20 protein-coding genes and 1 riboswitch are annotated in these 20,855 nt (G+C 66.4%); of the genes, 5 read left to right on the forward strand and 15 right to left on the reverse strand.

Annotation, left to right across the window (positions count from 1 at the left end; all coding sequences use genetic code 11):
• Window positions 1-58: 58 nt before the first annotated feature.
• Window positions 59-715, reverse strand: a complete 657-nt coding sequence (locus tag ACO06P_RS20885) for a class I SAM-dependent methyltransferase (protein WP_420347157.1) — start codon at window positions 713-715, stop codon at window positions 59-61.
• 402 nt (window positions 716-1,117) lie between these two features.
• Window positions 1,118-1,303: a hypothetical protein gene (locus ACO06P_RS20890; RefSeq protein WP_420347158.1), complete on the reverse strand. Its 186-nt coding sequence runs from the start codon at window positions 1,301-1,303 to the stop codon at window positions 1,118-1,120.
• Window positions 1,304-1,819: 516 nt separating this feature from the next.
• Between ACO06P_RS20890 and ACO06P_RS20895 the strand changes: the two genes are divergently transcribed.
• Window positions 1,820-2,527 carry an AAA family ATPase gene (locus ACO06P_RS20895; RefSeq protein ID WP_420347159.1) on the forward strand — a complete coding sequence of 236 codons (708 nt, stop codon included), beginning with the start codon at window positions 1,820-1,822 and terminating at the stop codon, window positions 2,525-2,527.
• 1 nt (window position 2,528) lies between these two features.
• Window positions 2,529-4,946 (forward strand): SPOR domain-containing protein, encoded by a 2,418-nt coding sequence (locus tag ACO06P_RS20900; protein WP_420347160.1) that lies wholly within the window; start codon window positions 2,529-2,531, stop codon window positions 4,944-4,946.
• Window positions 4,947-4,959: 13 nt separating this feature from the next.
• On the opposite strand, the gene ACO06P_RS20905 is transcribed toward ACO06P_RS20900, so the two are convergent.
• From ACO06P_RS20905 to ACO06P_RS20920, 4 genes are all read right to left on the reverse strand, one after another.
• A complete protein-coding gene (locus ACO06P_RS20905; protein WP_420347161.1) occupies window positions 4,960-5,814 on the reverse strand; it encodes a division plane positioning ATPase MipZ in 855 nt (284 codons plus the stop codon).
• A 232-nt stretch (window positions 5,815-6,046) separates the two neighbouring features.
• A complete protein-coding gene (locus ACO06P_RS20910) occupies window positions 6,047-6,616 on the reverse strand; it encodes a hypothetical protein (RefSeq protein WP_420347162.1) in 570 nt (189 codons plus the stop codon).
• Between the two features lie 297 nt (window positions 6,617-6,913).
• Entirely contained in the window at window positions 6,914-7,603 is a 690-nt protein-coding gene (locus ACO06P_RS20915) for an orotate phosphoribosyltransferase (protein ID WP_420347163.1), read from the reverse strand.
• 122 nt (window positions 7,604-7,725) lie between these two features.
• Window positions 7,726-9,054: a multidrug effflux MFS transporter gene (locus ACO06P_RS20920; RefSeq protein ID WP_420347164.1), complete on the reverse strand. Its 1,329-nt coding sequence runs from the start codon at window positions 9,052-9,054 to the stop codon at window positions 7,726-7,728.
• Window positions 9,055-9,399: 345 nt separating this feature from the next.
• On the opposite strand from ACO06P_RS20920, the gene ACO06P_RS20925 reads away from it, so the two are divergent.
• Window positions 9,400-10,962, forward strand: a complete 1,563-nt coding sequence (locus ACO06P_RS20925) for an MFS transporter (protein WP_420347165.1) — start codon at window positions 9,400-9,402, stop codon at window positions 10,960-10,962.
• A gap of 34 nt (window positions 10,963-10,996) precedes the next feature.
• Here ACO06P_RS20925 and ACO06P_RS20930 read toward each other — a convergent pair whose 3' ends face one another.
• Together ACO06P_RS20930 and ACO06P_RS20935 are read right to left on the reverse strand one after the other, a co-directional pair.
• Window positions 10,997-11,467: a hypothetical protein gene (locus ACO06P_RS20930; protein ID WP_420347166.1), complete on the reverse strand. Its 471-nt coding sequence runs from the start codon at window positions 11,465-11,467 to the stop codon at window positions 10,997-10,999.
• Window positions 11,468-11,545: 78 nt separating this feature from the next.
• Complete coding sequence (locus ACO06P_RS20935; RefSeq protein ID WP_420347167.1) at window positions 11,546-12,625, reverse strand: patatin-like phospholipase family protein; 1,080 nt, start codon at window positions 12,623-12,625, stop codon at window positions 11,546-11,548.
• A 152-nt stretch (window positions 12,626-12,777) separates the two neighbouring features.
• Here ACO06P_RS20935 and ACO06P_RS20940 point away from each other — a divergent pair, with 152 nt between their 5' ends.
• Window positions 12,778-12,972, forward strand: coding sequence for a hypothetical protein (locus tag ACO06P_RS20940; protein ID WP_420347168.1), 195 nt, complete (start codon window positions 12,778-12,780; stop codon window positions 12,970-12,972).
• Window positions 12,973-13,002: 30 nt separating this feature from the next.
• Here the strand turns inward: ACO06P_RS20940 and ACO06P_RS20945 are convergent, their stop codons facing one another.
• Window positions 13,003-13,446, reverse strand: a complete 444-nt coding sequence (locus ACO06P_RS20945; protein ID WP_420347169.1) for a PaaI family thioesterase — start codon at window positions 13,444-13,446, stop codon at window positions 13,003-13,005.
• A 66-nt stretch (window positions 13,447-13,512) separates the two neighbouring features.
• Window positions 13,513-14,334, reverse strand: coding sequence for a phytanoyl-CoA dioxygenase family protein (locus tag ACO06P_RS20950; RefSeq protein ID WP_420347170.1), 822 nt, complete (start codon window positions 14,332-14,334; stop codon window positions 13,513-13,515).
• Between the two features lie 129 nt (window positions 14,335-14,463).
• Window positions 14,464-14,652: riboswitch (FMN riboswitch) on the forward strand.
• A gap of 99 nt (window positions 14,653-14,751) precedes the next feature.
• Between ACO06P_RS20950 and ACO06P_RS20955 the strand changes: the two genes are divergently transcribed.
• Entirely contained in the window at window positions 14,752-15,228 is a 477-nt protein-coding gene (locus tag ACO06P_RS20955) for a 6,7-dimethyl-8-ribityllumazine synthase (RefSeq protein ID WP_420347171.1), read from the forward strand.
• Between the two features lie 24 nt (window positions 15,229-15,252).
• On the opposite strand, the gene ACO06P_RS20960 is transcribed toward ACO06P_RS20955, so the two are convergent.
• From ACO06P_RS20960 to ACO06P_RS20980, 5 genes are all read right to left on the reverse strand, one after another.
• A complete protein-coding gene (locus ACO06P_RS20960; protein WP_420347172.1) occupies window positions 15,253-17,013 on the reverse strand; it encodes a SulP family inorganic anion transporter in 1,761 nt (586 codons plus the stop codon).
• Between the two features lie 37 nt (window positions 17,014-17,050).
• Window positions 17,051-18,733: a TIGR01244 family sulfur transferase gene (locus tag ACO06P_RS20965; RefSeq protein WP_420347173.1), complete on the reverse strand. Its 1,683-nt coding sequence runs from the start codon at window positions 18,731-18,733 to the stop codon at window positions 17,051-17,053.
• Between the two features lie 48 nt (window positions 18,734-18,781).
• Window positions 18,782-19,642, reverse strand: a complete 861-nt coding sequence (locus tag ACO06P_RS20970; RefSeq protein ID WP_420347174.1) for an MBL fold metallo-hydrolase — start codon at window positions 19,640-19,642, stop codon at window positions 18,782-18,784.
• 109 nt (window positions 19,643-19,751) lie between these two features.
• Window positions 19,752-19,952, reverse strand: a complete 201-nt coding sequence (locus tag ACO06P_RS20975; protein ID WP_420347175.1) for a YgaP family membrane protein — start codon at window positions 19,950-19,952, stop codon at window positions 19,752-19,754.
• A 163-nt stretch (window positions 19,953-20,115) separates the two neighbouring features.
• Window positions 20,116-20,778 (reverse strand): Crp/Fnr family transcriptional regulator, encoded by a 663-nt coding sequence (locus tag ACO06P_RS20980; RefSeq protein WP_420347176.1) that lies wholly within the window; start codon window positions 20,776-20,778, stop codon window positions 20,116-20,118.
• Between the last annotated feature and the right edge of the window lie 77 nt (window positions 20,779-20,855).

Here is a 20,855-nt window from a genome sequence, read left to right on the forward strand (position 1 = left end):
CTGGGGTCTGAGTCTGGGGTCTGCGGCTGGGGCGGGCGGCGGCCGGCTTTGGCCGCGCTCAGGCGCTGCGCTTCTGCAGCGGTCCTGCGGATTGGTTGTGGGGCCTTTGCGATCCCGGCGCGGCATCGCGGCGCTGATAGCGCCACACCGAAGCCGGCGGGATGTTATCCATCACCCAACTGGCACGGCGCCCGGCAAGGCCCAGGTCGGCGGCGATGCGCTTGGACACCGGCGAGGCCGGACCGTAGGTGAACTGGACGAAGACGCCATCGTCGTCGAGCACGGCCATGGCCTCGGCGACGATCTGGCGACAGATCCGATCCGGGATCGACAGCAGCGGCAGGCTCGATACGACCGCCTTCACCTTGCCGATGCCGGCCTCCTGCAGCAACCGGCGCAGTTCCACCGCATCGCCCCTCAGAACCTGGACCTGGGGGAAGCGCTCGGCGATGACCCGGTGGAACGCCCTGTCCCGCTCGATCACGATGAGGTCTTTATAGGAAATGCCGGCTTCGAGCAGGGCCGCAGTGATGTTTCCGGTGCCGCCGCCCAGTTCGATGATTGCGCCTTCGGCGTCCGGGTCGATTTCCGCAGCCATGGCGGTCGCGAGACTGCGGCCGCTCGGGACCACGGCCCCGACAGCCTTCGGGTTACGCAGCCAGCGGCCCAGGAAGCGGATGTTCCGCTTCAGTTTCTTCGGTTGCCGCAATTCCATTGACCCAGTTCCATTGACCCAGTTCCGATGATCCGCCTGAGGTGGCCCACCTGAGTTGGCCCGCTTGAGTTGGCCCGGTTCTCCCTCGAAACGGGCCGCCCATTGCAGCTGCCTGCGCCGCCGCTCTTCGCCGCGGCAAAGTCGGCTTGTCCCCATTCACTGTCAGCCGGTCTACCAGGCGCGGGCAGCCCCCGAGGAACGTTGGCGAATCCACACAACGCCTGGGGATATGCTGTATATGGAGCCGGCTCGCTCGTCCACAAGTGATCTTCCTGTGGTGCGGCGCCATCGAACGAGGCGGGCCAACGACGGGAGCTCCGAAAAAGGCCGATCAGGCCCTTCTCGGAGCAACCTCATTACCGTCATTTTTTGCCCCCGGTGTTGTCAGCCCAAAGGCGAAGATCACGCCTCGAAGTCGATCTTCTGTCCCCGGTCGGGATCCGGATAGGGAAACCGCGGGGGCGGGTCTTTGGGTGCCGACTCTACCGGCCGGGCCGAGTCCGACTTGGCAGCGGGCGGGGCCTCGGGCACCACCGACTGCGTCGTCCCCGTATTGGCCAGCGGCACGGGGCTTGGTTGGATCTGCATTTGAACCTCCTAAAGTTCAGGCAGTCATTCTACCATCTCTATGTAATACATCATGGCGCTTAAGTAAAGATTTAAATAAAATGCAAATAAAGACGAATTTAAATAAAATTTCATCTAATTTTTCTCATGAAAAATCATTGGGATAGGCGTATTTTATTTGGATTTCTGGTTGATTTCTAGATCAGTCCGCGCACGTGCTGCGCTAAACATGGTGATGAGGCGCCCTGTTGCGCCGTCTCTCAAAGCATCCGCGGCAGGACTGCAGGGGGCGCCTTCCATGCCAAGGGGCTTGCGGTCAAAGGCTTTACCGCACCGCACATTTTTTTGCCGGCTGCAATATGTCCAGCTTCCAATCAACCGCTACATATAGTATAGCTTAACCAAATATTAACTTTCACTGGTAGGTGCGGGGAGCATACGCTTTCTTGCAGCGTTGAGGTAAGAGTTGCTGATGCCGCGTCGGGCCGCGGTCGGTCGGCTTCTGCGGGCTCTTGTCAATTGGGGGAGCGGGCGGTTGTGAAGGTTGTTGTTGTTGCATCCCAAAAGGGTGGATCCGGAAAGACGACGGTTGCCGGACACCTGGCGGTACAGGCTGAACTCAGCGGTCGTGGCCCGGTTGGGCTGATCGATGTCGATCCGCAGGGCAGCCTGGCGGACTGGTGGAATGAACGGGCGGCGCCCAATCCCTTTTTCATACAGACTGCCGTGCCGCGGCTGGCGCAGGACGTCAAGGAACTGGCGGCACACGGCATGGAATTGCTGGTGATCGACACCCCGCCGGCGCTGACCGGGACCATCGCCGATGTCATCCGCGTCGCCGACCTGGTGGTCATCCCCACCCGGCCCAGCCCGCACGATCTGCGCTCGATCGGGGCGACCATGGAACTGGTCGAGCACCTGGGCAAGCCGCTGGTCTTCGTGGTCAACGGCGCCGCGCCCCGGGCGAAGATCACGGCGGAAGCCGTTTCTCTGCTGTCCCAGCACGGGCCCCTGGCCCCTTCGATCATTCATCAGAGGGTCGACTTCGCGGCTTCCATGATCGATGGCCGCACGGTGATGGAACTGCCTGGCGAATCCCGGTCGGCGCGCGAGATTGCCGCGCTTTGGGACTACCTCGACACCCGCCTGTTCGGCGTCAGGAGGCCGCGGCGGGTTCCCGCGATCCCGCCGGCCCTGACCGGCAGCGATCAGGCAAATCAGATCAAGGTTGAGGGCAGAGCCTGAGATGACCCAAGCCAAGGCGGCTTCCCTGACCAGTGCGCTTTTCGCACGCAAAGGCGCTGCGTCACCGGCGAGCCTCGTGATCGCCGAACTGCAGGCGGATGAAGAGACCGAGAGCCTGCCCGGCGGCAAGCGCAAGGGCAGGGGCCGGGACTCCTCGGAACGGCGGCAGGCAAGGTTGCCCGAGATCGAGCAGGAACTGCCGCTGCTCGCCTTCGTCGATGCCCAGCGTGCGAACGACGGGCAGGCCCCCGAAACCGTGCATACCGAAACCGTGCATACCGAAGCCATGCATGCCGAAGCCGCGCAGGCCGGCGAAGACGGGCCTGTCGGCACGGATGGCGCGACCGGCGCTGCAGAGGATGATACGGAGGCCCAAGGGCCGGATGGCACCCTGACCGACCGCGTCGGGGAGCGGAACGGTGAGGCGAGCCCGGCGGCGAGCCTTCTGGACCGCAGTCCCCTCGGCTTGCGGAGCGAGGCTGAGGGGCCGCCTGAGCAGGCGCCGCCTCCCTCGGAAACACCCGAACCCGAGACGCTGGAGGTGGAAGCGGTCGAAACGGAACCCGGAGAGGCCGTTCCGTTTTCGCCTGCGCCTGTTGTCGGGGATCCTCTGGTCGCCGACCCTGCACCGACAGCCGCCGTGGCGCGCAAGGGCCCGGATCTCGCCGAAGGCGAGCAGGCTGAAGCCGGCATCATCGACGCCGAGATCGTCGAACCCGAGGACCGGAGCGACCGGCCGGACGTCGTGGCGCAGCAGGACGCCGATGAACTGGACGACCCTGAACAGGGTGATCCAAAACAGGGCGACACCGAAGAAGACGGTGCTGATGGGGACCCCGGCCTTGCCGCAGCGCCGCTCGCCGCCAGCTCGGAACAGCCGGCATCCGCTATGCCTGCAGCAGGGAGCGACCCGGAACCGCGCGCGGAAACGGAGACCGCCGCGCTGGACAAGCCCGCCACGGCGGTCGCTGACGGCGCCGATCAGGGCGATGGTCTTCAGGACAGCCAGAGCGAAAAGGCCCAGAGCGAAAAGGCCCAGAGCGACGAGGCTGCAGCCATCGCCAAGCCCGATGCGCAAGACCCGCAGCGCACGTCGTCGGCGGTCAATCTGCGTCTGGCGCAGAAAATCGACGGACCCGCGGCCGCCCGCCGGCCCAAGGGCACTGCAGCGCCGACCTCCGCCACCCCCACCTCCGCCGGTCCCTCCTCCGTCATTGCCGGACCGCGGCGGGACCATAGTGTCGGGCGGGACCGGAGTCCCTGGCGGATGGCCGCCGTGATCGCGGTCGGGGCTGCGCTCGGGTTCGGCGCCTATACTTTCTGGCCGCAGTCGACCGAAGCGCCGCAAACCGCGGGGGGCCCGGAGTTCTCGTCGGCACCGCAATCCTCGGCGCCCGCCGGAGAGAGCACCGCACAAGACGCCGGGCAGGACGCGGCGCAAGGTTCCGGGGCCGTCGCGCCGACCCCGTCCCCGGCGGTTGCCGCCGATGCCGGCGACCCGGCCGGGGGTGATGCGCAGGCGGAGCGCGATGCGCCGGACAATCCGGCCCTGCCATCCGAGGCTGCTGCATCACCCGAGCCCGCTGCCGATCCCTCCTTCGATATCATCCGGATCGAACCGAACGGCCAGTCGATCATTGCCGGGCGTGCAGAGCCGCTCAGCGAGTGGATCCTGCTGAACAACGGTGAGCCCATCGGGACCGTCCAAGCCGATGTCAACGGTGAATGGGTGTTGCTGCCGGACTCCTCGCTGGTTCCCGGCGCCAACGATTTCAGCCTGGTGAGAAAGGCCGAGCGCGGGAAGGTCGAAATCCCGGCGACGATCGGCCCGTCGTCCGAGGCCGTCGATGACGTGCCGGAAGCTCCGACGGGTACCGCGGAATCCGACCGCGGCGACGCCGGGGTGCTGGCGCCCCTGGGTAGCCGGGTGGTGGCGACGGAGGCGCCGGACCAGGGTCCCGGGGACGCAGAGGCCTTGGCGGAAGGTGCGGCGGCCGCGGTCGCTTTGCCGCGTCTGAAGCCGCAGGAGCTGCCGGCAGCCGTGCAGCGGTCTGCGGTCATCGACCTCGCGCCGGGCGGTGGCTATCAGGTGCAGTTCGCTTCGGTTCGGCAGAGCGACGCGGCCGAAAGGGAACGCGAGAGACTGATCGGCATCTTCCCGGCTCTTCTCGGCGGGCTCGGTCTCAGGGTGCAGGAAGCCACGATCGACGGCGCCGGGGTCTTCTATCGCCTGCGGACAGGTCCTATCGATGATCTGGGCAAGGCGCGCGAGCTCTGCCGGCGGCTGGAGGCTGAGGGGCAGGGCTGTCTTGTCGTCGTTCGCGCGGAGGACCCGCCGATGACGGGGCCTGACGCAGACCTGCTCGATCCGCCGGGGGCGATCCCGCCGCCGAACCAGCAGGCGGAAATCCCGGACTGAAGACGCGCCGCTGTCAGGCGCTGCCGGTGTCGTAGAGGCCGATCGCTTCCAGAACGTCCTTGATCTCGCGGCGTGCGGCCGCATGGCTGCTGGTTTCCCCTTCCTCGGGCAGGTCCAGGGCCGTCAGCCCGCTCAGGAAGAGTTCGCGGAAGACCACCCGCTCGCTGACGCCCGGAGCGACGCGAAATCCGATGCGCTTCGACAGGACGGACAGCAGGTTGCTGATCTCGCGCATGTTGCGGGCTTCGATGTGCGCCAGCCGGTTGCGCAGCACCACCCAGTCGATCGGCGGCCGTCCTGTGACCACGCGCTGGTTGTTCTGTTCCCAGACCAGTTGGCTGTAGACGCTCGGCGCTTCGACCAGCCGGTCCTTGCGGTTGATGCGCGCCAGGACCTCGATGTCCAAGAGGCTGTCGTTCAAGGGTGTCACGAGGGTGTCCGCGAAGCGGTGCCCCAGCCGGCAGAGCGAGGAATCGCTGCCCGGTGTGTCGATGACGACGAAGTCGCAGCCCTGCGCCTCGGCCAGTGCCGCGCGCAGGCGCCGTTCTTCGTCGTCCATGGCTTCCTGACGATCGGCGGCGGCGGAGCGTTCGACCACTGTGTGGCGCGGCAGTTCCAGCGTCCGTCCGCTGCGCTGGGCGTAGTCTTCACGGTTCTTGAAGAATGCGGACAGCGTTGCCTGGCGGGAATCCAGGTCGAGAGTCGCGACCTTGAATCCCAGCTTCATCAAGGCGACGCTGAGGTTGATGGCTGTGGTCGACTTGCCGGTGCCGCCCTTCTCGCTGCCGACGACGACGACATAGGGTCCATTGTCGTCAGGCTGGTCCTGAACCCAGTCTTCCTCTGACTCGACGGTCGCCCCCTGCATGCTCATGACGCTAGCACAGCGCGAACGGGAGTTCACCGTATTGTCGCAACGGGAGGTATAGAAATCCGCGCTGCCGCCTGTCGCCCTGGCGTTCCGCCCACCGCCGGCTCTGACCCCGGCCGATCCATCGGCATTCCCTCACAACAACGGTCCCCCCAAGAAAAGCCCCTTCCAGAAAAGCCCTTTCCAGCGCCGTCACTCCCAGAACGGCTTCCTCCCGAACAACCTCGTTTTAGAACAGCACCGTCCAGCTTTCCGTATCGCGGGCGGCGGCAGCCTGGGCGACGGTTGAGTGGCCGCCAGGGGACACCATTCTCAGATGTTCCGCCTCTTGTTCGCCGCCGAGATCTTCCGGCTGTTCGGCTTTTTCGGGCTCGAGACTGGGGCCTCTCTCCGGCTGGCCCACGCTTTCGGCGACGTTGCCTTTCAGGGCGGCCAGCCGCCGGGCCAGAACCTCGGTCTTGGCCCAGGCCAGGAACTCCTTGCCCTCCGTGTTCTTATGCACGGCCGCCCATTGCTGGCGCTTGTCCGAGCGCATGGCAAAGGCAATGTTCTCGCCTTCCAACCCGCAGTCGAGCGACTGGGTATAGGGCGGCACCTTGCCGCCCCAGATCTCCGAGATGACGTTCCAGGAGAAGCCTTCCTTGACCAGCAGTTCCATCATCACCTGATCGAACTCGCCGCGCGCCAGTTCCAGCGCATAGCTGATCATGCAGTCCAGTTCCTGGCTGCCTTCGGAAGCGCTTTCAAGTTCGGAGATGACGCGCGTGATGATGTCGCCTTCCGGCGTATTCCGATCCATGCTCCCCGTCCCCAGACCCTCGGTTGAAGTGTACTGATTTTGCGATGGAAGAGAAGCGCCCCTACCTCGAATTCACAAAAAATAGATTTGCTTATGGTTAATTTCGCGCCGCAAAACTACCTCTGGTATCCGGACCCTGCGGCCGGAGTCACATCCCGGCGCAGAGACGTTCCGGGCTTGACGGAATCGCCGGAGGCATTCGATCAAACCGTCGGGTCCGCTCTAGCGGTTGAAAGTAGACAGGTCTGCCGCGCTTCGCGGGATCACCGAGCGGTGCCGGCGTAGCGTGATCCCGCGCTAGCCGTTCGACGTGGCCTGCGTGTCCGGCGTCCAGCTTTCCGGGTCCTGCAGGAAGTGCCGCACCGCCTCGACCTCGGCCCCTTTGAGGTAGCCGGTCTGTTCGGCAACCGCGAGAGCGTCCCACCAGGTTGCAAGAGCATGCAGCGTCACACCCTGTTCCTGCAGGGCGGCGACGCCCTCAGGGAAAATGCCGTAGTGGAAGACTACGAAAGTATGGGCGACCTCTGTGCCGGCCTTACGCAGCGCATCGACGAAGGCGAGCTTGGAGCCGCCGTCGGTGGCGAGGTCTTCAACCAGAAGTACCCGGCTGCCTTCCGGCAGATGTCCTTCGATCTGGGCGTTGCGGCCGAAGCCTTTCGGCTGCTTGCGCACATAGACCATCGGCAGGCCCAGGCGCTCGGCGATCCAGGCTGCGAAGGGAATGCCCGCCGTCTCGCCGCCGGCGATGCAGTCGATGGATTCATAACCCACTTCGCGTTTGATCAGTTCGCAGCCGAAGTCCATGAGCTGCGCCCGGGCACGCGGAAAGGAGATGATCTTGCGGCAGTCGACGTAGACCGGGCTGACCCGGCCGGAGGTGAAGGTGAAGGGCTCCTGCGGGCGAAAAAGGATCGCTTCGATTTCCAGCAGAATCCGGGCCGTGACCGCCGCCATGGCTTGCCCGTCGGTTGTGCTTGCCGCGTGCATCGTCCGTCCTCAAGGTTCGGCCTCTGGCCGGGACCTCTGCCGCGCTGGGGTCCGTGCCAGCCTTCGTTTGAGCCGGTTTTAGCCCCTTCGCCCGAGTCGAGCAAACGCCACCGTGAGGCGGACTATTCGGCCCCGCGGGAAACTGTTGCCGCCGGCCGGGCAGCCAGGGCGATCTTGGCGAGGAAGTAGCCGAGGAAGGCGATCACCGCCGCCGCGGTCATCACGGCGACCATGGGGGTGGCGGTGTCGCTCTGCAGATGCCCGACCACAAGGGTGGCAACGCCGCCGACCATCATCTGCAGGAAGCCGAGCAGGCCCGATGCGGTGCCGGCCAGGTCCGGGCGCACGGAGATCGCGGAGGCGGTCGCATTGGGCAGGCTGAGGCCGTTGGCCAGCCCGATGAACATGACCGGGCCGAACAGCATGAGGGGCGTCATCTCGCCCGAGAGCGCGAGGCCGGTCAGCAGAGCCACGCCCATGAGGGCAAGCGCGCTGCCCGCCAGTGTCATGCGTTCCGGCCCGACCTTGGTCGACAGCCGGCCGGCCAGGAAGTTGCCGGTCATGTAGCTGGCGGCATTCAGCATGAAGTAGAGACCGTACTCGCTGGGCGGGCGGCCCATCACTTCGATCATCATGTAGGGGGCGCCGGCGAGGAAGGCGAAGAACACCGCCGTTGTGAAGGAGACGTTGATCGCATAGCCGGTAAAGGCCGTGTCCCGGAGCAGCGTCCCGAAACCCCGGATCATGCTGGCCGGTCCGGCAACGGCGTCGCGGTCGAAGTGGGTCTCGATCAGCAGGAACCAGGCGAGGGCCAGCACCACGGCGCCCACCAGCAGCACCAGGAAGAAGGAGGCGCGCCAGCCGAAGAGATCGTCGGTGAAGCCGCCCAGCAGGGGCGCCACCATCGGGGCGACCACCATGGCCATGGTGATATAGCCGATCATGCTGGCCGACTCGCTGCGGTCGTGGGTGTCGCGCACGATGGCGCGGCCCAGCACCAGACCGGCACAGCCGCCCACGGCCTGGATCACCCGGCCGACGATCAGCATGGCGATGCTCTCGGCCAGCGCGCAGAGCAGGGTGCCCAGGAGAAACAGCAGGATGCCCCACAGCAGCACCGGCCGGCGCCCGAAGCGGTCGGAGAGGGGCCCCAGGAAGAGCTGCGAGACGGCGACGCCAAAAAGGTAGAGCGTCAGCGTCAGTTGGATGGTGCCGTAGTCGGTGTTGAAGACCGCCTGCATGCCCGGCATGGAGGGGATGAAGATGTTCAAGGCCAGGGGGCCGAGGGCGGTGACGGCGATGAGGATGCCCAGCGAAGGCCGGCGCACCGCACCGGTCTGAAGGCCCGCGCCGGTGACGGTGCGCGGCATGGCCTGGGACGGCGTCGACGAAGCTCCGGCTGCCGCCTCGGGCTGCCGGTGTTCGTCCCGCTCGTCGCTCGTCTCGCGCATTTCTCTCCCCGGTTGGGCCATTGGGTCAGGCCGTGCTTGACGAGGGTGCACCGCTCGACTGCTGCAACCGCAATGGCCGCAATCGCAATGGCGGAGGTCCCGGTCGCATTCCATCCCCTTGCGCCGGCCGCAAAGAACACTCAGCTTAGGAAATCAGAGAAACCTGCCCGGCGGCCGGATCTGTCTTCTCCCGGCCCTTTGCGGACCCGCCGAAATGACACTCTTCTTTGCGGTGACTGTTACACGAAGATGATACCTCTGCGGGAACAAAGCCAGTGACTTGTCCGCATAGCTGCCCTGTTTCCCGGAAAACAGCCTTTTTTTGAGAGCGAGCCAGGACCGACGATGAAGATTGCGCCCTGCGATGACAGCCAGATCCGGGCCGGCGCCTGCACCGAACCCTGTCGCCGCGAGGCCCGGCCGATCGTCCTGATGGTCACCATCCTGGGGTCCAGTCTCGCCTTCGTGGACGGCACCGTGGTCACCGTCGCCCTGCCGGTGATCGGGGAGCAGTTCGGCGGTTCGCTCAGCTTCATGCAGTGGGTGGTCAACGCCTATGCCCTTTTCCTGGCGGCTCTGTTGCTGGTTGGCGGCGCGGCAGGGGACCTTTACGGCCGTCGCCGGGTGTTCAACATCGGGGTCGTGGTCTTCGCGCTGGCATCCCTGTGGTGCGGACTGGCAGAGACCGCGGGTCAACTGGTCGCCGCGCGGGCGCTGCAGGGCTTCGGCGGCGCTCTCCTGGTCCCCAACAGCCTGGCCATCATCTCTGCCGCCTTTCCGCCGGCGGAGCGCGGCCGGGCCATCGGCACCTGGGCTGCGTTCTCGGCCATCGCCGCCGCCCTGGGGCCCGTGCTCGGCGGCTGGCTGATCGACCTCGGGTCCTGGCGGCTGGTGTTCCTCATCAATCTGCCGGTGGCGGCCGTAGCGCTGGCACTTTCGCTGTGGCGGGTTCCGGAATCCCGCGACGAGACGGCCGGGCGGCGGATGGACTGGGCCGGCGGGTTGCTGGCAGTGCTGGCCCTGGCGGCCCTGACCTACAGCCTCACGACGTTTGGTGAGAGTCGCCAGATCTCGCAGTCCCTGGTCCTGATGGGCATTGCAGGTGTGCTGGGCTTGCTGGTCTTTCTCTGGGTCGAACGGCGCAGCGGCGATCCGATGCTGCCGCTCGGGCTGTTCCGATCTTCCGCCTTCACAGGGGCCAACCTGCTGACCCTGTTCCTCTATCTCGCCCTTTCCGGGGTGCTGTTCTTCCTGCCCATCACCATGATCGAGGCCCATGGCCATACGGCGATGCTGGCCGGCGCGGCCTTTCTGCCCTTCACCCTGGTGATGGCCTTTCTGTCGCGCTGGGCCGGAGGCCTGCTGGACCGTTTCGGAGCGCGGCTGCCGCTGACCCTGGGTCCGATGATCGCGGCGGCCGGTTTTCTGCTGTTCATCCCGGCGGCGCCGGGCGCCTCCTTCTGGTCGGCCGTCGTGCCGGCCATGCTGGTGCTGGGCCTGGGCATGGCGGTTACCGTCGCGCCGCTTTCGACGGTGGTGATGAACGCGGTGCCCGCCGGCCAGTCGGGTCTCGCGTCCGGCGTCAACAATGCGGTTTCCCGCTTGTCGGGGCTTCTCGCGGTCGCCGGGCTGGGCGCCTTTGCCGCGCTGGTCTTCGATCAGAGCTTCGCGGCCCTGGCCGCCGGTGTCGAGCCCGCCGCGCGCGCCGCTGTGGGGTACGGCAGTGACGCCGCGGTGACGCAGCTTTCCGCGGCCAATGCCGTCGTGTTGGAAGATGCCTATCGCCAGGCGATGGTCGATGCCTTCCGCGCGGTTGCCTTTATCGGCGCCTCTCTGGCGCTGCTCAGCGCGCTCTGCGGATTCTTCCTGATGCCCCGCTCGCCCCAGGCCCAGCCGCAAGGGGCTTGAAGCAGACGCTTCGCTCGTTCGCCCCGGGCGCCTGCTAAATGGCGGTCATAGCGGGCCGGGCCTTCAGATAGGCTGCGGGATCGGGCGCCGACGTCATCATCGTTTCGCGCCAGGCCTCCTGTTCAGCGTTGATCAGGCCGAGTTCCCACACGCAAGCGATGACGGGTCTGACGGCGGTGTCCATCGGCCTGTCTGCGCCCCAAAGCGTGCGGTGGATGTGTTGGCACAGCACCGATCCTTGAATCCACCAGTGGGCCAGGATTGATACGCCAAGATCACCCGGATGGATGATCACAAAGCCCAGCCCGTTGTCTTCGCCCTCGGCCGCCACGAGCGGCGGAACTTCCAGGCCTACGAATGAACGGGCGTCGCGGATCAGGGCCTCCGTGATCTCCTGCCCGTCAGCCACAATGCCGTAGATCTTCAGTGTCAAGGGCGCGATTTCCCAAAGACCCAGGTCCGATACCGCACGGGGGCGATAGAGTTCCGTTCCGCTTATCTTCATGAGAGTACCTCTATCCGCGAGACGTTAGCGGCATGGCAATCGGGCCGAATGGCTTTTGGCATGGAGGCCGGAGCCGCTTTACAGATACATCGCGTCGATGTCGGCGGTGGAGCGCTTGCCGAGATCCTGGCGGTGGGCGGCCAGCCAGGCATCGGTGCGCGCGTAGCCGACGTCGTGCAGGTGGCAGAGAAAATCCCAATCGGCATTCAGCTTGGAGGAAAAGCCCAGGTTCTGCATGACGTCCTCGGCATCCACGACGTGCATGTTCAGGCGCTTCAGCCGCCCGCCGTCGTCGAAGCCCTTGTCGATAAGCTTGGTGACGAAGCTGATGGCGCGCATCTCGCGCATCAGGCCGGCGTTGAAGGTGATGGTGTTCAGGCGGTCGATGATCTCCTGGGCCGAGGTCGGAGTCTTCTCGATGTTGATCGGATTGATCTGGACCAGCAGAACGTCGCGGGTCTCGGCCCCGTAGATCAGCGGGAAGATCGCCGGATTGCCCATGAAGCCGCCGTCCCAATAGGCCTCACCATCGATCTCCACGGCTTTATGCAGATAGGGCAGGCAGGCGGAGGCCATCACCGCATCCAGGCTCATCTCTTCCAGTTCGAAGATCTTGATGCGGCCGCGGCGCACGTTGGTCGCGGAGACGTAGAGCTTCACCGTCTTGCAGTGGCGCAGCTTCTCGAAGTCGATGTGTTCGTGAATGGTGTCGCGCAGCGGATTGATATCGAAGAAATTGAACTGATAGGGCGAGAACACCCGCGAGAGCGTGTCCAGCATCCAATAGCCCGGGGCATAGTCCATGCCGCCGAGGCCGGTCATGCGGTCCAGCGGGCTCGGCTGCATCATCGTCAGGGCGGCGATCTCCGAGACGCGCCGCCAGACGGCGCGCAGCAGTTCGCGCGCGCCCTCGCGTCCGCCGACCGAGAGGCCGTAAGCCATCACGGCGCCGTTCACCGCCCCGGCGCTGGCGCCGGTGACGCCCTCGATGGCGATCCCGTCGTCTTCCAGCAGGCGGTCGAGGACACCCCAGGTGAGGGCGCCATGGGCGCCGCCGCCCTGGAGGGCCAGGTTGATCCGCTTGACGCCGCGACCCTGCGGCCAGGGGTCCGCGCAATCGCCCGCCAGGCCGCCGGTCTTGGCTCCGGACTTCGCCATCTCATCCGATCTCCCGTTTGCCGCTGGGCCCGCCACGCGGGGTGCTGCCAGCTTACGGTTGCGGCGCAGCATCGCAAGGGCCAGAGTATGGGGGGGCCAGAGTGTGGGAGGAAAGTCTGCCTTGGGACAGACTGCCTGACGGAGGAGCATCAATGGCCGGCGGCGGTATCGACTACTGGACCGAGCATTGGCTGGCGCGCCATTGGCTGCGCCTGCGGCAGAAGGCCGGCACCTTCACCGAAGGGCAGCGCATGATGATCAAGGAAAGCGACGAACAGCTGCGCGGCCGCTTCCTGGCGTTCGGGCTCTTTCTGGCTGTCGTTGCCCTCATGGCCTGGCTCGCCTGAAGCCCGGGCGGGCCGTGCCGGAGCCTGTCTTCAGCGCTTGGTGATGTACTTGAAGCTGCCCTGGCCGCTGCCGACCACGCGGCCGGCCTCGTCCACCACCTGACACTCGGCGAAGAAGATGCTCTTACCGCCGCCGCTGCGCCGTGCCGTCGCGGTGAGCCGCTGGCCCGCCTGGGCGGCGCCGATGAAGCTGCTGGTGAGGGAGAGCGTGAGCGCGCGCCGGCCCGGTTCGCCGGGTGCGCTGTAGCAGCCGCAGTAGCCGCAGGCGGTATCGATCAGCGTCGTCAGCACGCCGCCGTGCATCACGCCGCTGCGGTTCAGGTGCCGGGTGTCGACGGTCAGTGCGATGCTGGCCAGGTCCGGTTCCCAGGCCGCCAGTTCATAGCCGACCAGATCGGCAAAACCGCCGCGCAGGCGCAGCGGGTCCAGGCCGTCGGTTTCCTGAGCGTGAGGTTTCGATGGCGAATCCGGCATGGCCGCAGACTGCCCCGGCGCAGCCGCCCTGTCCAGGGCGCCACCACCCTCGAGGCAATGGCCCCCTCAGGCGACCCGGCCTTCGGCGTTGCCGGCCTCGGCCTCGTCCAGCAGCTGCGGATAGGGATAGTCGAGCCCGATCAGTTGGCGCAGCAGCGGGGAGGCGCGGTCCAGGACCTGCGGATCGAGGCCGCGAACCTGATCTTCCATCGGCTTAACGAACTTCGGCAGGTATTGGATCAGGATGGCGCTGCGGTCGCCGTCGCTCCCGTTCGGCATGGCGCCGTGCCAGGCGAGGCCGAAAAAGATCGCGACATCCCCGGCCTTGCCGGTCATGCGGTCGAGCTTCGCCGCGGCCCTGTCCGCCTCGCTCGGATAGCGGCCGAGCTTCTGGCTGCCGGGCACGATGGCGGTGGCCCCGTTCTCCGCCGTGAAGTCGTCGAGCAGGATGGTCGCCTGGGCGTTCAACGGAAAGCTGGGATTGATTCGGGCGGGAAAGCTCTCCGGCTTGTACATGTCCCAGTAGGGATAGTCGATGTGCAGCTCCTGGCCGGGACCGCCCGGCAGCAGCCGGTTGGCGGCGATGGAGCCGAGAATGAACTCGGAGCCGAGGAAGCGCCGCATGATGGAGACGACGGGCTCGTGTTGCACCATGGCGACGAAGATCTCGCCCTTGTTCAGAAGGTTCCAGACCCGGCGCTGCAGGTGCAGCCTGTCGGGATTGGCGCCCTGGAAGTGGGTCGCCTTGGGCGCATCGCTGTCGGAGTACCGCATGATCAGGGCGCGCGCCTCGGCGATTTCCGCCGCAGTGAAGACCTGCGGCAGGACCACATAGCCCTTGCCGTCGATGAGTTCGTCGATGACGGCTTGTTGGTCAGCCTGTTCCATCTCTCAGTTCCTCCGCGGCCCATGATAGGGCGGGAGCGGGCATCGAGGCTATACCTTGCCGTGCATCAAGCAGCCCATCGACAGAGGCAGCCGGCTGCGCTAAGGATGGGTTGCCCCGCCTCCGGCGGGGCGCGTTCTCAGGGCGGGGTGGAAGTCCCCACCGGCGGTGAGGGCTCCAGGGCGGTGCAAGCCCTTCGAGCCCGCAGCCCGCGAGCGCCCTTGGCAAATCATCCCACGGGGAAGGCGTCTGCCAGGGGGTCAGCAGATTCGGTGCAACTCCGAAGCCGACGGTGACAGTCCGGATGAAAGAGAATGGAAGAAGCGGTTCGCGGTGGCCTGCGTTCAGCAGTCCGGAAGAGCCGCGTGTACTCCTGTCGCCCTGGTTCTGGTTTCTGACGTCGTCTTGAGGAGAAAACCATGAATCAGAGCTCCCCCAGCCAGCCGGAAGGCCGCGTCGCCTTTGTGAAAGCGCGCTGGCATGCGGACATTGTCGATCAGTGCCACACCTCCTTCGAGGAGGCGCTGACCAAGCTGTCGGACGGCCGTCTTGCCGTCGAGGCCTACGAGGTGCCGGGCGCCTTCGAGATCCCGCTGCTGGCGCGCGATCTCGCCAAGACCGGCCGCTTCAAGGCGATCGTCGGCTCCGCCTTCGTCGTCAACGGCGGCATCTACCGCCACGAGTTCGTGGCGGAGACCGTCGTCTCGGCGCTGATGCGGGTGCAGATGGACACCGATCTGCCGGTGTTCTCTACGGTGCTGACGCCGCACAACTTCCATGAGAGCGAGGAGCACCGGCGCTTCTTCCTCGAGCACTTCCGCGTCAAGGGGCGCGAAGCGGCCGAAGCCTGCGTCACGCTGCTGCAGGTGCGCGAGGCTGTGAAGCAGGCCGCCTGACGACGGATACCGTCAGGGCGGCTCTCATAGTGTCGCTGCGGAGCGTTCCGGCCGGCTGCCCGCGGAAGCCTTCTGCGTGGTTTCCGGGTCGAGGGCGGCGAGCGCGTCATAGTGGCTGAGAAAGACCTGGCCGGTGAGTTTCGCCAGGAAGTCGGAGCGTTTCAGGCGATCCATCACCGGCCCCTTCACCTCTGAGAGGTGGAAGCGCACGCCGGCCGCCTCCAGCCGCTCGTTCAGCATCTCCAGGCTTTCCAGGGCGCTGGCGTCGATGTCGTTGACGGCGGCGCAGCTCAGCACCACGTGGCGCAGGGCCGGGTCGGCGACGGCCATGTCGTAGAGCCGGTCCTCCAGCCAGCGGGCGTTGGCGAAGTAAAGGCTCTCGTCAACCCGCAGGCTGAGGATCTGCGGGCTGGTCACCACCGCGTGGCGCTTCACGTTGCGGAAGTGATGGGTGCCCGGCACCTGGCCCACCACGGCCATGTGGGGGCGGCTGGCGCGCACCAGGAAGAGCACGAGTGAGAGCGCTACGCCGGTGACGATGCCGGCCTCGACCCCAGCGCCCAGAACCACGGCGATGGTCGCGGCCATGGCGGCGAAGTCGGCCTTGGAATAAACCCAGGTGCGCTTCAGCGCGCCCAGGTCGACCAGCGACAGGACCGCCACGACGATGGTCGCCGCCAGCGTCGCCTTGGGCAGTTGATGAAACAGGGGTGTCAGCAGCAGGGCGGTGAGGCCGATGCCCGCCGCCGTCATGACGCCGGCCAGCGGCGTCCGTGCGCCGGCATCGAAGTTGACGACGGAGCGGGCGAAGCCGCCGGTCACCGGATAGCCGCCGGTCACGCCGGCGGCGATGTTGGCGGCGCCGAGGCCCAGCAACTCGTTGTTGGGCTGAATGCGCTCGCGCCGCTTGGCGGCCAGAGTCTGGGCGACCGAGACCGACTCGACAAAGCCGACAACGGAGATCAAAACCGCCGCCGGCAGCAGTTGCCGCCAGAGCTCCGGGTCCAGGGGCGGCAGCGCGAGCGGCGGCAGGCCCTGGGGAATGGCGCCCACGACCGCGACGCCGTGGGCCTGCAGTGCCAGCTGGTCGACCAGGAGGATGGTGACGATGACCGCAGCCACGGGGCCGGCCTTGGCCAGGCTGTCCGCCAGCCTGGGCCCCAGCCCGGCCCGTACCAACAGGGGTTTCAGCGAGCCGCGCACCCAGAACAGGAACAACGTCGCCCCGGCGCCGATGGCGAGCGTCGGGCCGTTTACGGCATCGATCTGCGCGCCGAGGGACTGCAGCAGTTCAAGCAGCGTATGACCGCCGGCCTCGATGCCCAGGATATGCTTCAGCTGGCTGGCGGCGATCAGCAGGCCGGAGGCGGTGATGAAGCCGGAGATCACGGGGTGGCTGAGCAGGCTGGCGAGGAAGCCCAGGCGCGCGACGCCGAGGATCACCAGGAACAGCCCGGAGATGAGGGCAAGCGCGAGGGCCGCGCCGCGGTACTCCGGCGTGCCGACAGCCGCCAGGTCGCCCACTGCAGCCGCCGTCATCAGGGAGACCACGGCGACCGGGCCCACCGCCAGGGTCGAGGAACTGCCGAAGAGGGCGTAGGCCAGCAGCGGCGCCATGCTGGCGTAGAGCCCCACCTCCGGCGGCAGCCCGGCCAGCAGCGCATAGGCCATGCTCTGGGGGATCAGCATGATGGTGACGATAACCGCGGCCAGGGCATCGCCCTGCAAAGCCGTGCGGTCATAGCGCCGGACCCAGGCGAGGCCCGGCAGCAGTCGCCCGATCATTTCGCGGCCTCGCGCTGCCGGCCCAAAACCACTGGCCTCAGTTCACCACCTCCGGCTTGGCGGCCTCCGGCTTTGCCAGCCACTCCTTGCCTTTCAGCATGGCCTGCCAGTAGATCGGCGGCAGGATCTTCTCCTTCAGCAGCCACGCCAGGCGGCTCGGCCGCTTGCCGTCGATCAGCCAGCCGGGGAAGCTGGGCAGCAGCTTGCCGCCGTAACCGAACTCCGCCAACACGATCTTGCCGCGTTCCACCGTCAGCGGGCAGGAGCCGTAGCCGTCATAGTGGCCGACCGAAACCTTGCGCCCCATGTCCGAGAGCACATTCTGCGCCACCACCGGGGCCTGCTTGCGGGCCGCGGCGGCGGTCTTTGCGTTGGGCGCGTTCATTGCGTCGCCCAGGCTCCAGATGTTGTCGAACTGCTTGTGGCGCAGAGTGTTCTGGTCGACATCGACCCAGCCGGCCTGGTCGGCCAGGGGGCTGACGCGGATGAAGTCCGGCGCGCACTGCGGCGGGCAGACGTGCATCATGTCGAAGCGGCGCTCGACGCGGGTGACCTTGCCGTCGCCGTCCGTGGCGTCGAACCAGGCCTGCCTGGCGGGGCCGTCGACGGCGACCAGGTTGTGGGTGAAGTTCAGTTCCGCGCGATACTTCTCGACGTAGTCCATCAGGGCCGGCACGTAGTCCTTGACCCCGAAGAGCACCGGGCCGGCGTTGTAGAAGGCGATGTCGATGTGGTCGAGCACGCCGCTGCGCAGCCAGTGATCGGCGGAGAGGTACATCGCCTTCTGCGGCGCACCGGCGCATTTGATCGGCATGGGCGGTTGGGTGAAGAGCGCAGTGCCTGCTTTCAGGTTGCGCACCAGCTCCCAGGTATAGGGCGCCAGATCGAAGCGGTAGTTGGAGGTCACGCCGTTCTGGCCCAGGGTGTCGACCAGTCCCTCCACCTTGTGCCAGTCGAGCTTCAGGCCCGGGCAGACGATCAGCCGGCCGTACTCGATGGCGCGGCAGCCTTCCAGCAGCACCACGTTGCGCTCCGGCTCGAAAGCGGCCACCGCGGCCTTGATCCAGTGCACGTTCTTCGGCAGCACCGAGGAGAGCGTGCGTACGGTCTCGTCCGCCTCGAAGACGCCGCCGCCGACCAGGGTCCAGCCCGGCTGGTAGTAGTGGATATCGGCGGGGTCGATGACGGCAATGCTGAGGTCCGGCGCGCGGGCGAGGAGGGAGGACGCCACGGCGATGCCGGCCGAGCCGGCGCCGACCACCACGATTTCGAACGTCCCGTCGATGACCTCCTGCGGTGTCTTGCCGGCATTGGCGATGCGGCGGACGACGCCGGCCATGTCATAGCCGGCGTCCTTGGCCGCGGCCAGGATGTCGGCCAGCGGCATCTTCCCGGCGCGGCTCAGCGACCACAGCGTGACCGAACGGGTGCCGCTGCGGCAGTAGGCGAAGACCGGCTTGGGCACGGCTTCCAGCCTTTCGCCGAAGGCTTCGGCATCCGCATCGCTGACCTTGCCGCTCTCGACCGGCAGGTAATGCGCTTCGAGCCCCTGGGCCCGTGCCGCCTCTTCGATCTCGTGGAACAGCGGCTGATCGTTGCCTTCGCCGTCCGGCCGGTTGCAGATGATGGTCTTGTAGCCCGCCCTGGCGATCTCGGCGACGTCAGCGGCTTCGATCTGCGGCGCAACGGCAAAGCTTTTGTCGATTGTTTTCAGTTCCATGGGATTCCCTTTCTGCCCGGCCTTCTTTTGCGTGGCCGTTGGCGGAGCTCACAGCGCGTCGACGGGGATTTTCAGGTAGCGCAGGCCGTTGTCCTCGGCCGGCGGCATGTCGCCGGCGCGCATGTTCACCTGCACCGACGGCAGGATCAGCACCGGCATGTCGAGTTGCTTGTCGCGGGCGCTGCGCATCTCAACGAAGGCGTCCTCGGAGATGCCGTCGCGGACATGGATGTTCTCGGCCCGCTCCGCGCCCACGGTGGTCTCCCAGCGGTAGCCGCGGCCGTTGGGCGCGTAGTCGTGGCACATGAAAAGGCGCGTTTCTGCCGGCAGGTCGAGGATCTTGCGGATCGAGCGGAAAAGCGTCCTTGCGTCACCGCCGGGAAAATCACAGCGCGCGGTGCCGAAATCGGGCATGAAAAGCGTGTCGCCGACAAAGGCGGCATCGCCGATCACATAGGTCACGCAGGCGGGCGTGTGGCCGGGCGTGTGGATGACGCTCACCCGCAGGTTTCCGATGGAGAGGCTGTCGCCGTCCTCCAGCAGGCGATCGAACTGGCGGCCGTCGGCGGAGAAACCTTCTTCCGTGTTGAACAGCTTCTTGAAGACCTGCTGGACCTGGTCGATGCGCGCGCCGATGGCGACCTTGCCACCCAGCTTTTCCTTCAGGTAGGGCGCCGCGGTCAGGTGGTCGGCATGGACGTGGGTTTCCAGAATCCAGTCGACGGTCAGTCCCTGCTGTTTCACGAAATCGATCACCTCGTCGGCGCAGGCGGTCGCTGTACGGCCCGACTTGGGGTCGTAGTCCTTCACCGAATCGATGATGGCCGCCGCCTTGGTTTCCGGGTCCCAGACTACGTGGGTTGCGGTGAAGGTGGCTTCATCGAAGAAGGTTCTCACTTCCGGGTGCATGGCATTTCCTCAGTCTGTTGTTCTTTTGCGGGCCGGTGTTTTTGGCGGCCGGTGTTTTTGGCGGTCGGGGTTTTTGGCCGGCCGGGCCCTGACCTCAGGCCTCCGGAGCTCAGGCCTTGCGCCGGTTTCCTGCCAGCGTGCAGAGGCCGAGCAGACGGTAGGCCGGGCAAAAACCGACGAAGGCCGTGGCGAGCGGCACCAGGCCGACGAGGCCCCAGAGTGTCTGCGGGCCGATGAAGACCAGCGCCAGCAGGACAATGCCGATGCCGGCGCGCAAAATGCGGTCGAGAGTTCCAACGTTGCGGGTCACTGCTTCGCTCCTTTGTGCGAGGGGCCAGATGGCGTCAGCACAGGAAGCTAGGGCGCTAAATCCGCGGCGTCTGTGATTTAGTCACGCAGAGCATATGGCCATGCGGGGCGGGCCGGGGGCATTGTGCCAGATCAACCATCGGAACAGGCCGGCGGCGTCGCGGCTACTCCGCCTCGGCCAGCCGAGCCAGGGCCGGAGGATCGCTGAGACCGATCTGGCCGCGGGTCAGCGTCAGCCAACCGCGGCGCTGGAACTCCTTCAGGTGGCGGCTGACCACCTCGCGGGCAGTGCCGAGTTCCACCGCCAGGTCCTGATGGGTTGCCGCGAGGGAACCGTCGCTGTCCGCCCTTTCCAGCAGCTTCTGCGCCAGGCGCTTGTCGATCCGCTCGAAGGCGACTTCTTCGACGACCTGCAGCAGGTCTGTGATTCGACTGGAATAGTCGGAAAACACGAAGCGGCGGAACTGCGCCGAGCGCGCCATCATGTCGTCGAAGGCCGAACGCGGCAGGGCAACGGCCTCGACCGCTGTCTCGGTGATACCTTCGGCATTATAGGTGTCCTGCGACAGCAGACAGGCCGTTGTCATAATGCAGCTTTCGCCACCGCCGATGCGGTAAAGCACGATCTCTCGCCCGCCGGCGGAGACCTGCTGCACCCGCACGGTCCCCTCCAGGAGCAGCATGAAGCTCTGCGCCGGCTGGCCGGGGGCGAAAATCGTCGTCTGCGGCGGCAGGCTGACCGCCTGTGCGCTCTTGGCCAGCATCTGCTGTTCGTCAGGCGGCAGCGTCGCCAAGTCCGGAAACTGCTGGATCCAGTCGCCTGGCATCGTGGGAGTCGTTCCTGGGCTTGTTCTCTGTTGTGCCGCGACCATACCCGCAGTCACGGTCAGCGTCCAATGGTGCC

The organism is Pelagibius sp., assembly GCF_965227505.1.
Lineage (GTDB): Bacteria > Pseudomonadota > Alphaproteobacteria > Kiloniellales > Kiloniellaceae > Pelagibius.

Bases quoted from the DNA above. Each gene is read 5' to 3' on its own strand.
- ACO06P_RS20885 (WP_420347157.1), bottom strand. From the start codon at position 715: ATGGAATTGCGGCAACCGAAGAAACTGAAGCGGAACATCCGCTTCCTG.
- ACO06P_RS20890 (WP_420347158.1), bottom strand. From the start codon at position 1,303: ATGCAGATCCAACCAAGCCCCGTGCCGCTGGCCAATACGGGGACGACG.
- ACO06P_RS20900 (WP_420347160.1), top strand. From the start codon at position 2,529: ATGACCCAAGCCAAGGCGGCTTCCCTGACCAGTGCGCTTTTCGCACGC.
- ACO06P_RS20905 (WP_420347161.1), bottom strand. From the start codon at position 5,814: ATGCAGGGGGCGACCGTCGAGTCAGAGGAAGACTGGGTTCAGGACCAG.
- ACO06P_RS20910 (WP_420347162.1), bottom strand. From the start codon at position 6,616: ATGGATCGGAATACGCCGGAAGGCGACATCATCACGCGCGTCATCTCC.
- ACO06P_RS20915 (WP_420347163.1), bottom strand. From the start codon at position 7,603: ATGCACGCGGCAAGCACAACCGACGGGCAAGCCATGGCGGCGGTCACG.
- ACO06P_RS20920 (WP_420347164.1), bottom strand. From the start codon at position 9,054: ATGCGCGAGACGAGCGACGAGCGGGACGAACACCGGCAGCCCGAGGCG.
- ACO06P_RS20925 (WP_420347165.1), top strand. From the start codon at position 9,400: ATGAAGATTGCGCCCTGCGATGACAGCCAGATCCGGGCCGGCGCCTGC.
- ACO06P_RS20930 (WP_420347166.1), bottom strand. From the start codon at position 11,467: ATGAAGATAAGCGGAACGGAACTCTATCGCCCCCGTGCGGTATCGGAC.
- ACO06P_RS20935 (WP_420347167.1), bottom strand. From the start codon at position 12,625: ATGGCGAAGTCCGGAGCCAAGACCGGCGGCCTGGCGGGCGATTGCGCG.
- ACO06P_RS20940 (WP_420347168.1), top strand. From the start codon at position 12,778: ATGGCCGGCGGCGGTATCGACTACTGGACCGAGCATTGGCTGGCGCGC.
- ACO06P_RS20945 (WP_420347169.1), bottom strand. From the start codon at position 13,446: ATGCCGGATTCGCCATCGAAACCTCACGCTCAGGAAACCGACGGCCTG.
- ACO06P_RS20950 (WP_420347170.1), bottom strand. From the start codon at position 14,334: ATGGAACAGGCTGACCAACAAGCCGTCATCGACGAACTCATCGACGGC.
- ACO06P_RS20955 (WP_420347171.1), top strand. From the start codon at position 14,752: ATGAATCAGAGCTCCCCCAGCCAGCCGGAAGGCCGCGTCGCCTTTGTG.
- ACO06P_RS20960 (WP_420347172.1), bottom strand. From the start codon at position 17,013: ATGATCGGGCGACTGCTGCCGGGCCTCGCCTGGGTCCGGCGCTATGAC.
- ACO06P_RS20965 (WP_420347173.1), bottom strand. From the start codon at position 18,733: ATGGAACTGAAAACAATCGACAAAAGCTTTGCCGTTGCGCCGCAGATC.
- ACO06P_RS20970 (WP_420347174.1), bottom strand. From the start codon at position 19,642: ATGCACCCGGAAGTGAGAACCTTCTTCGATGAAGCCACCTTCACCGCA.
- ACO06P_RS20980 (WP_420347176.1), bottom strand. From the start codon at position 20,778: ATGCCAGGCGACTGGATCCAGCAGTTTCCGGACTTGGCGACGCTGCCG.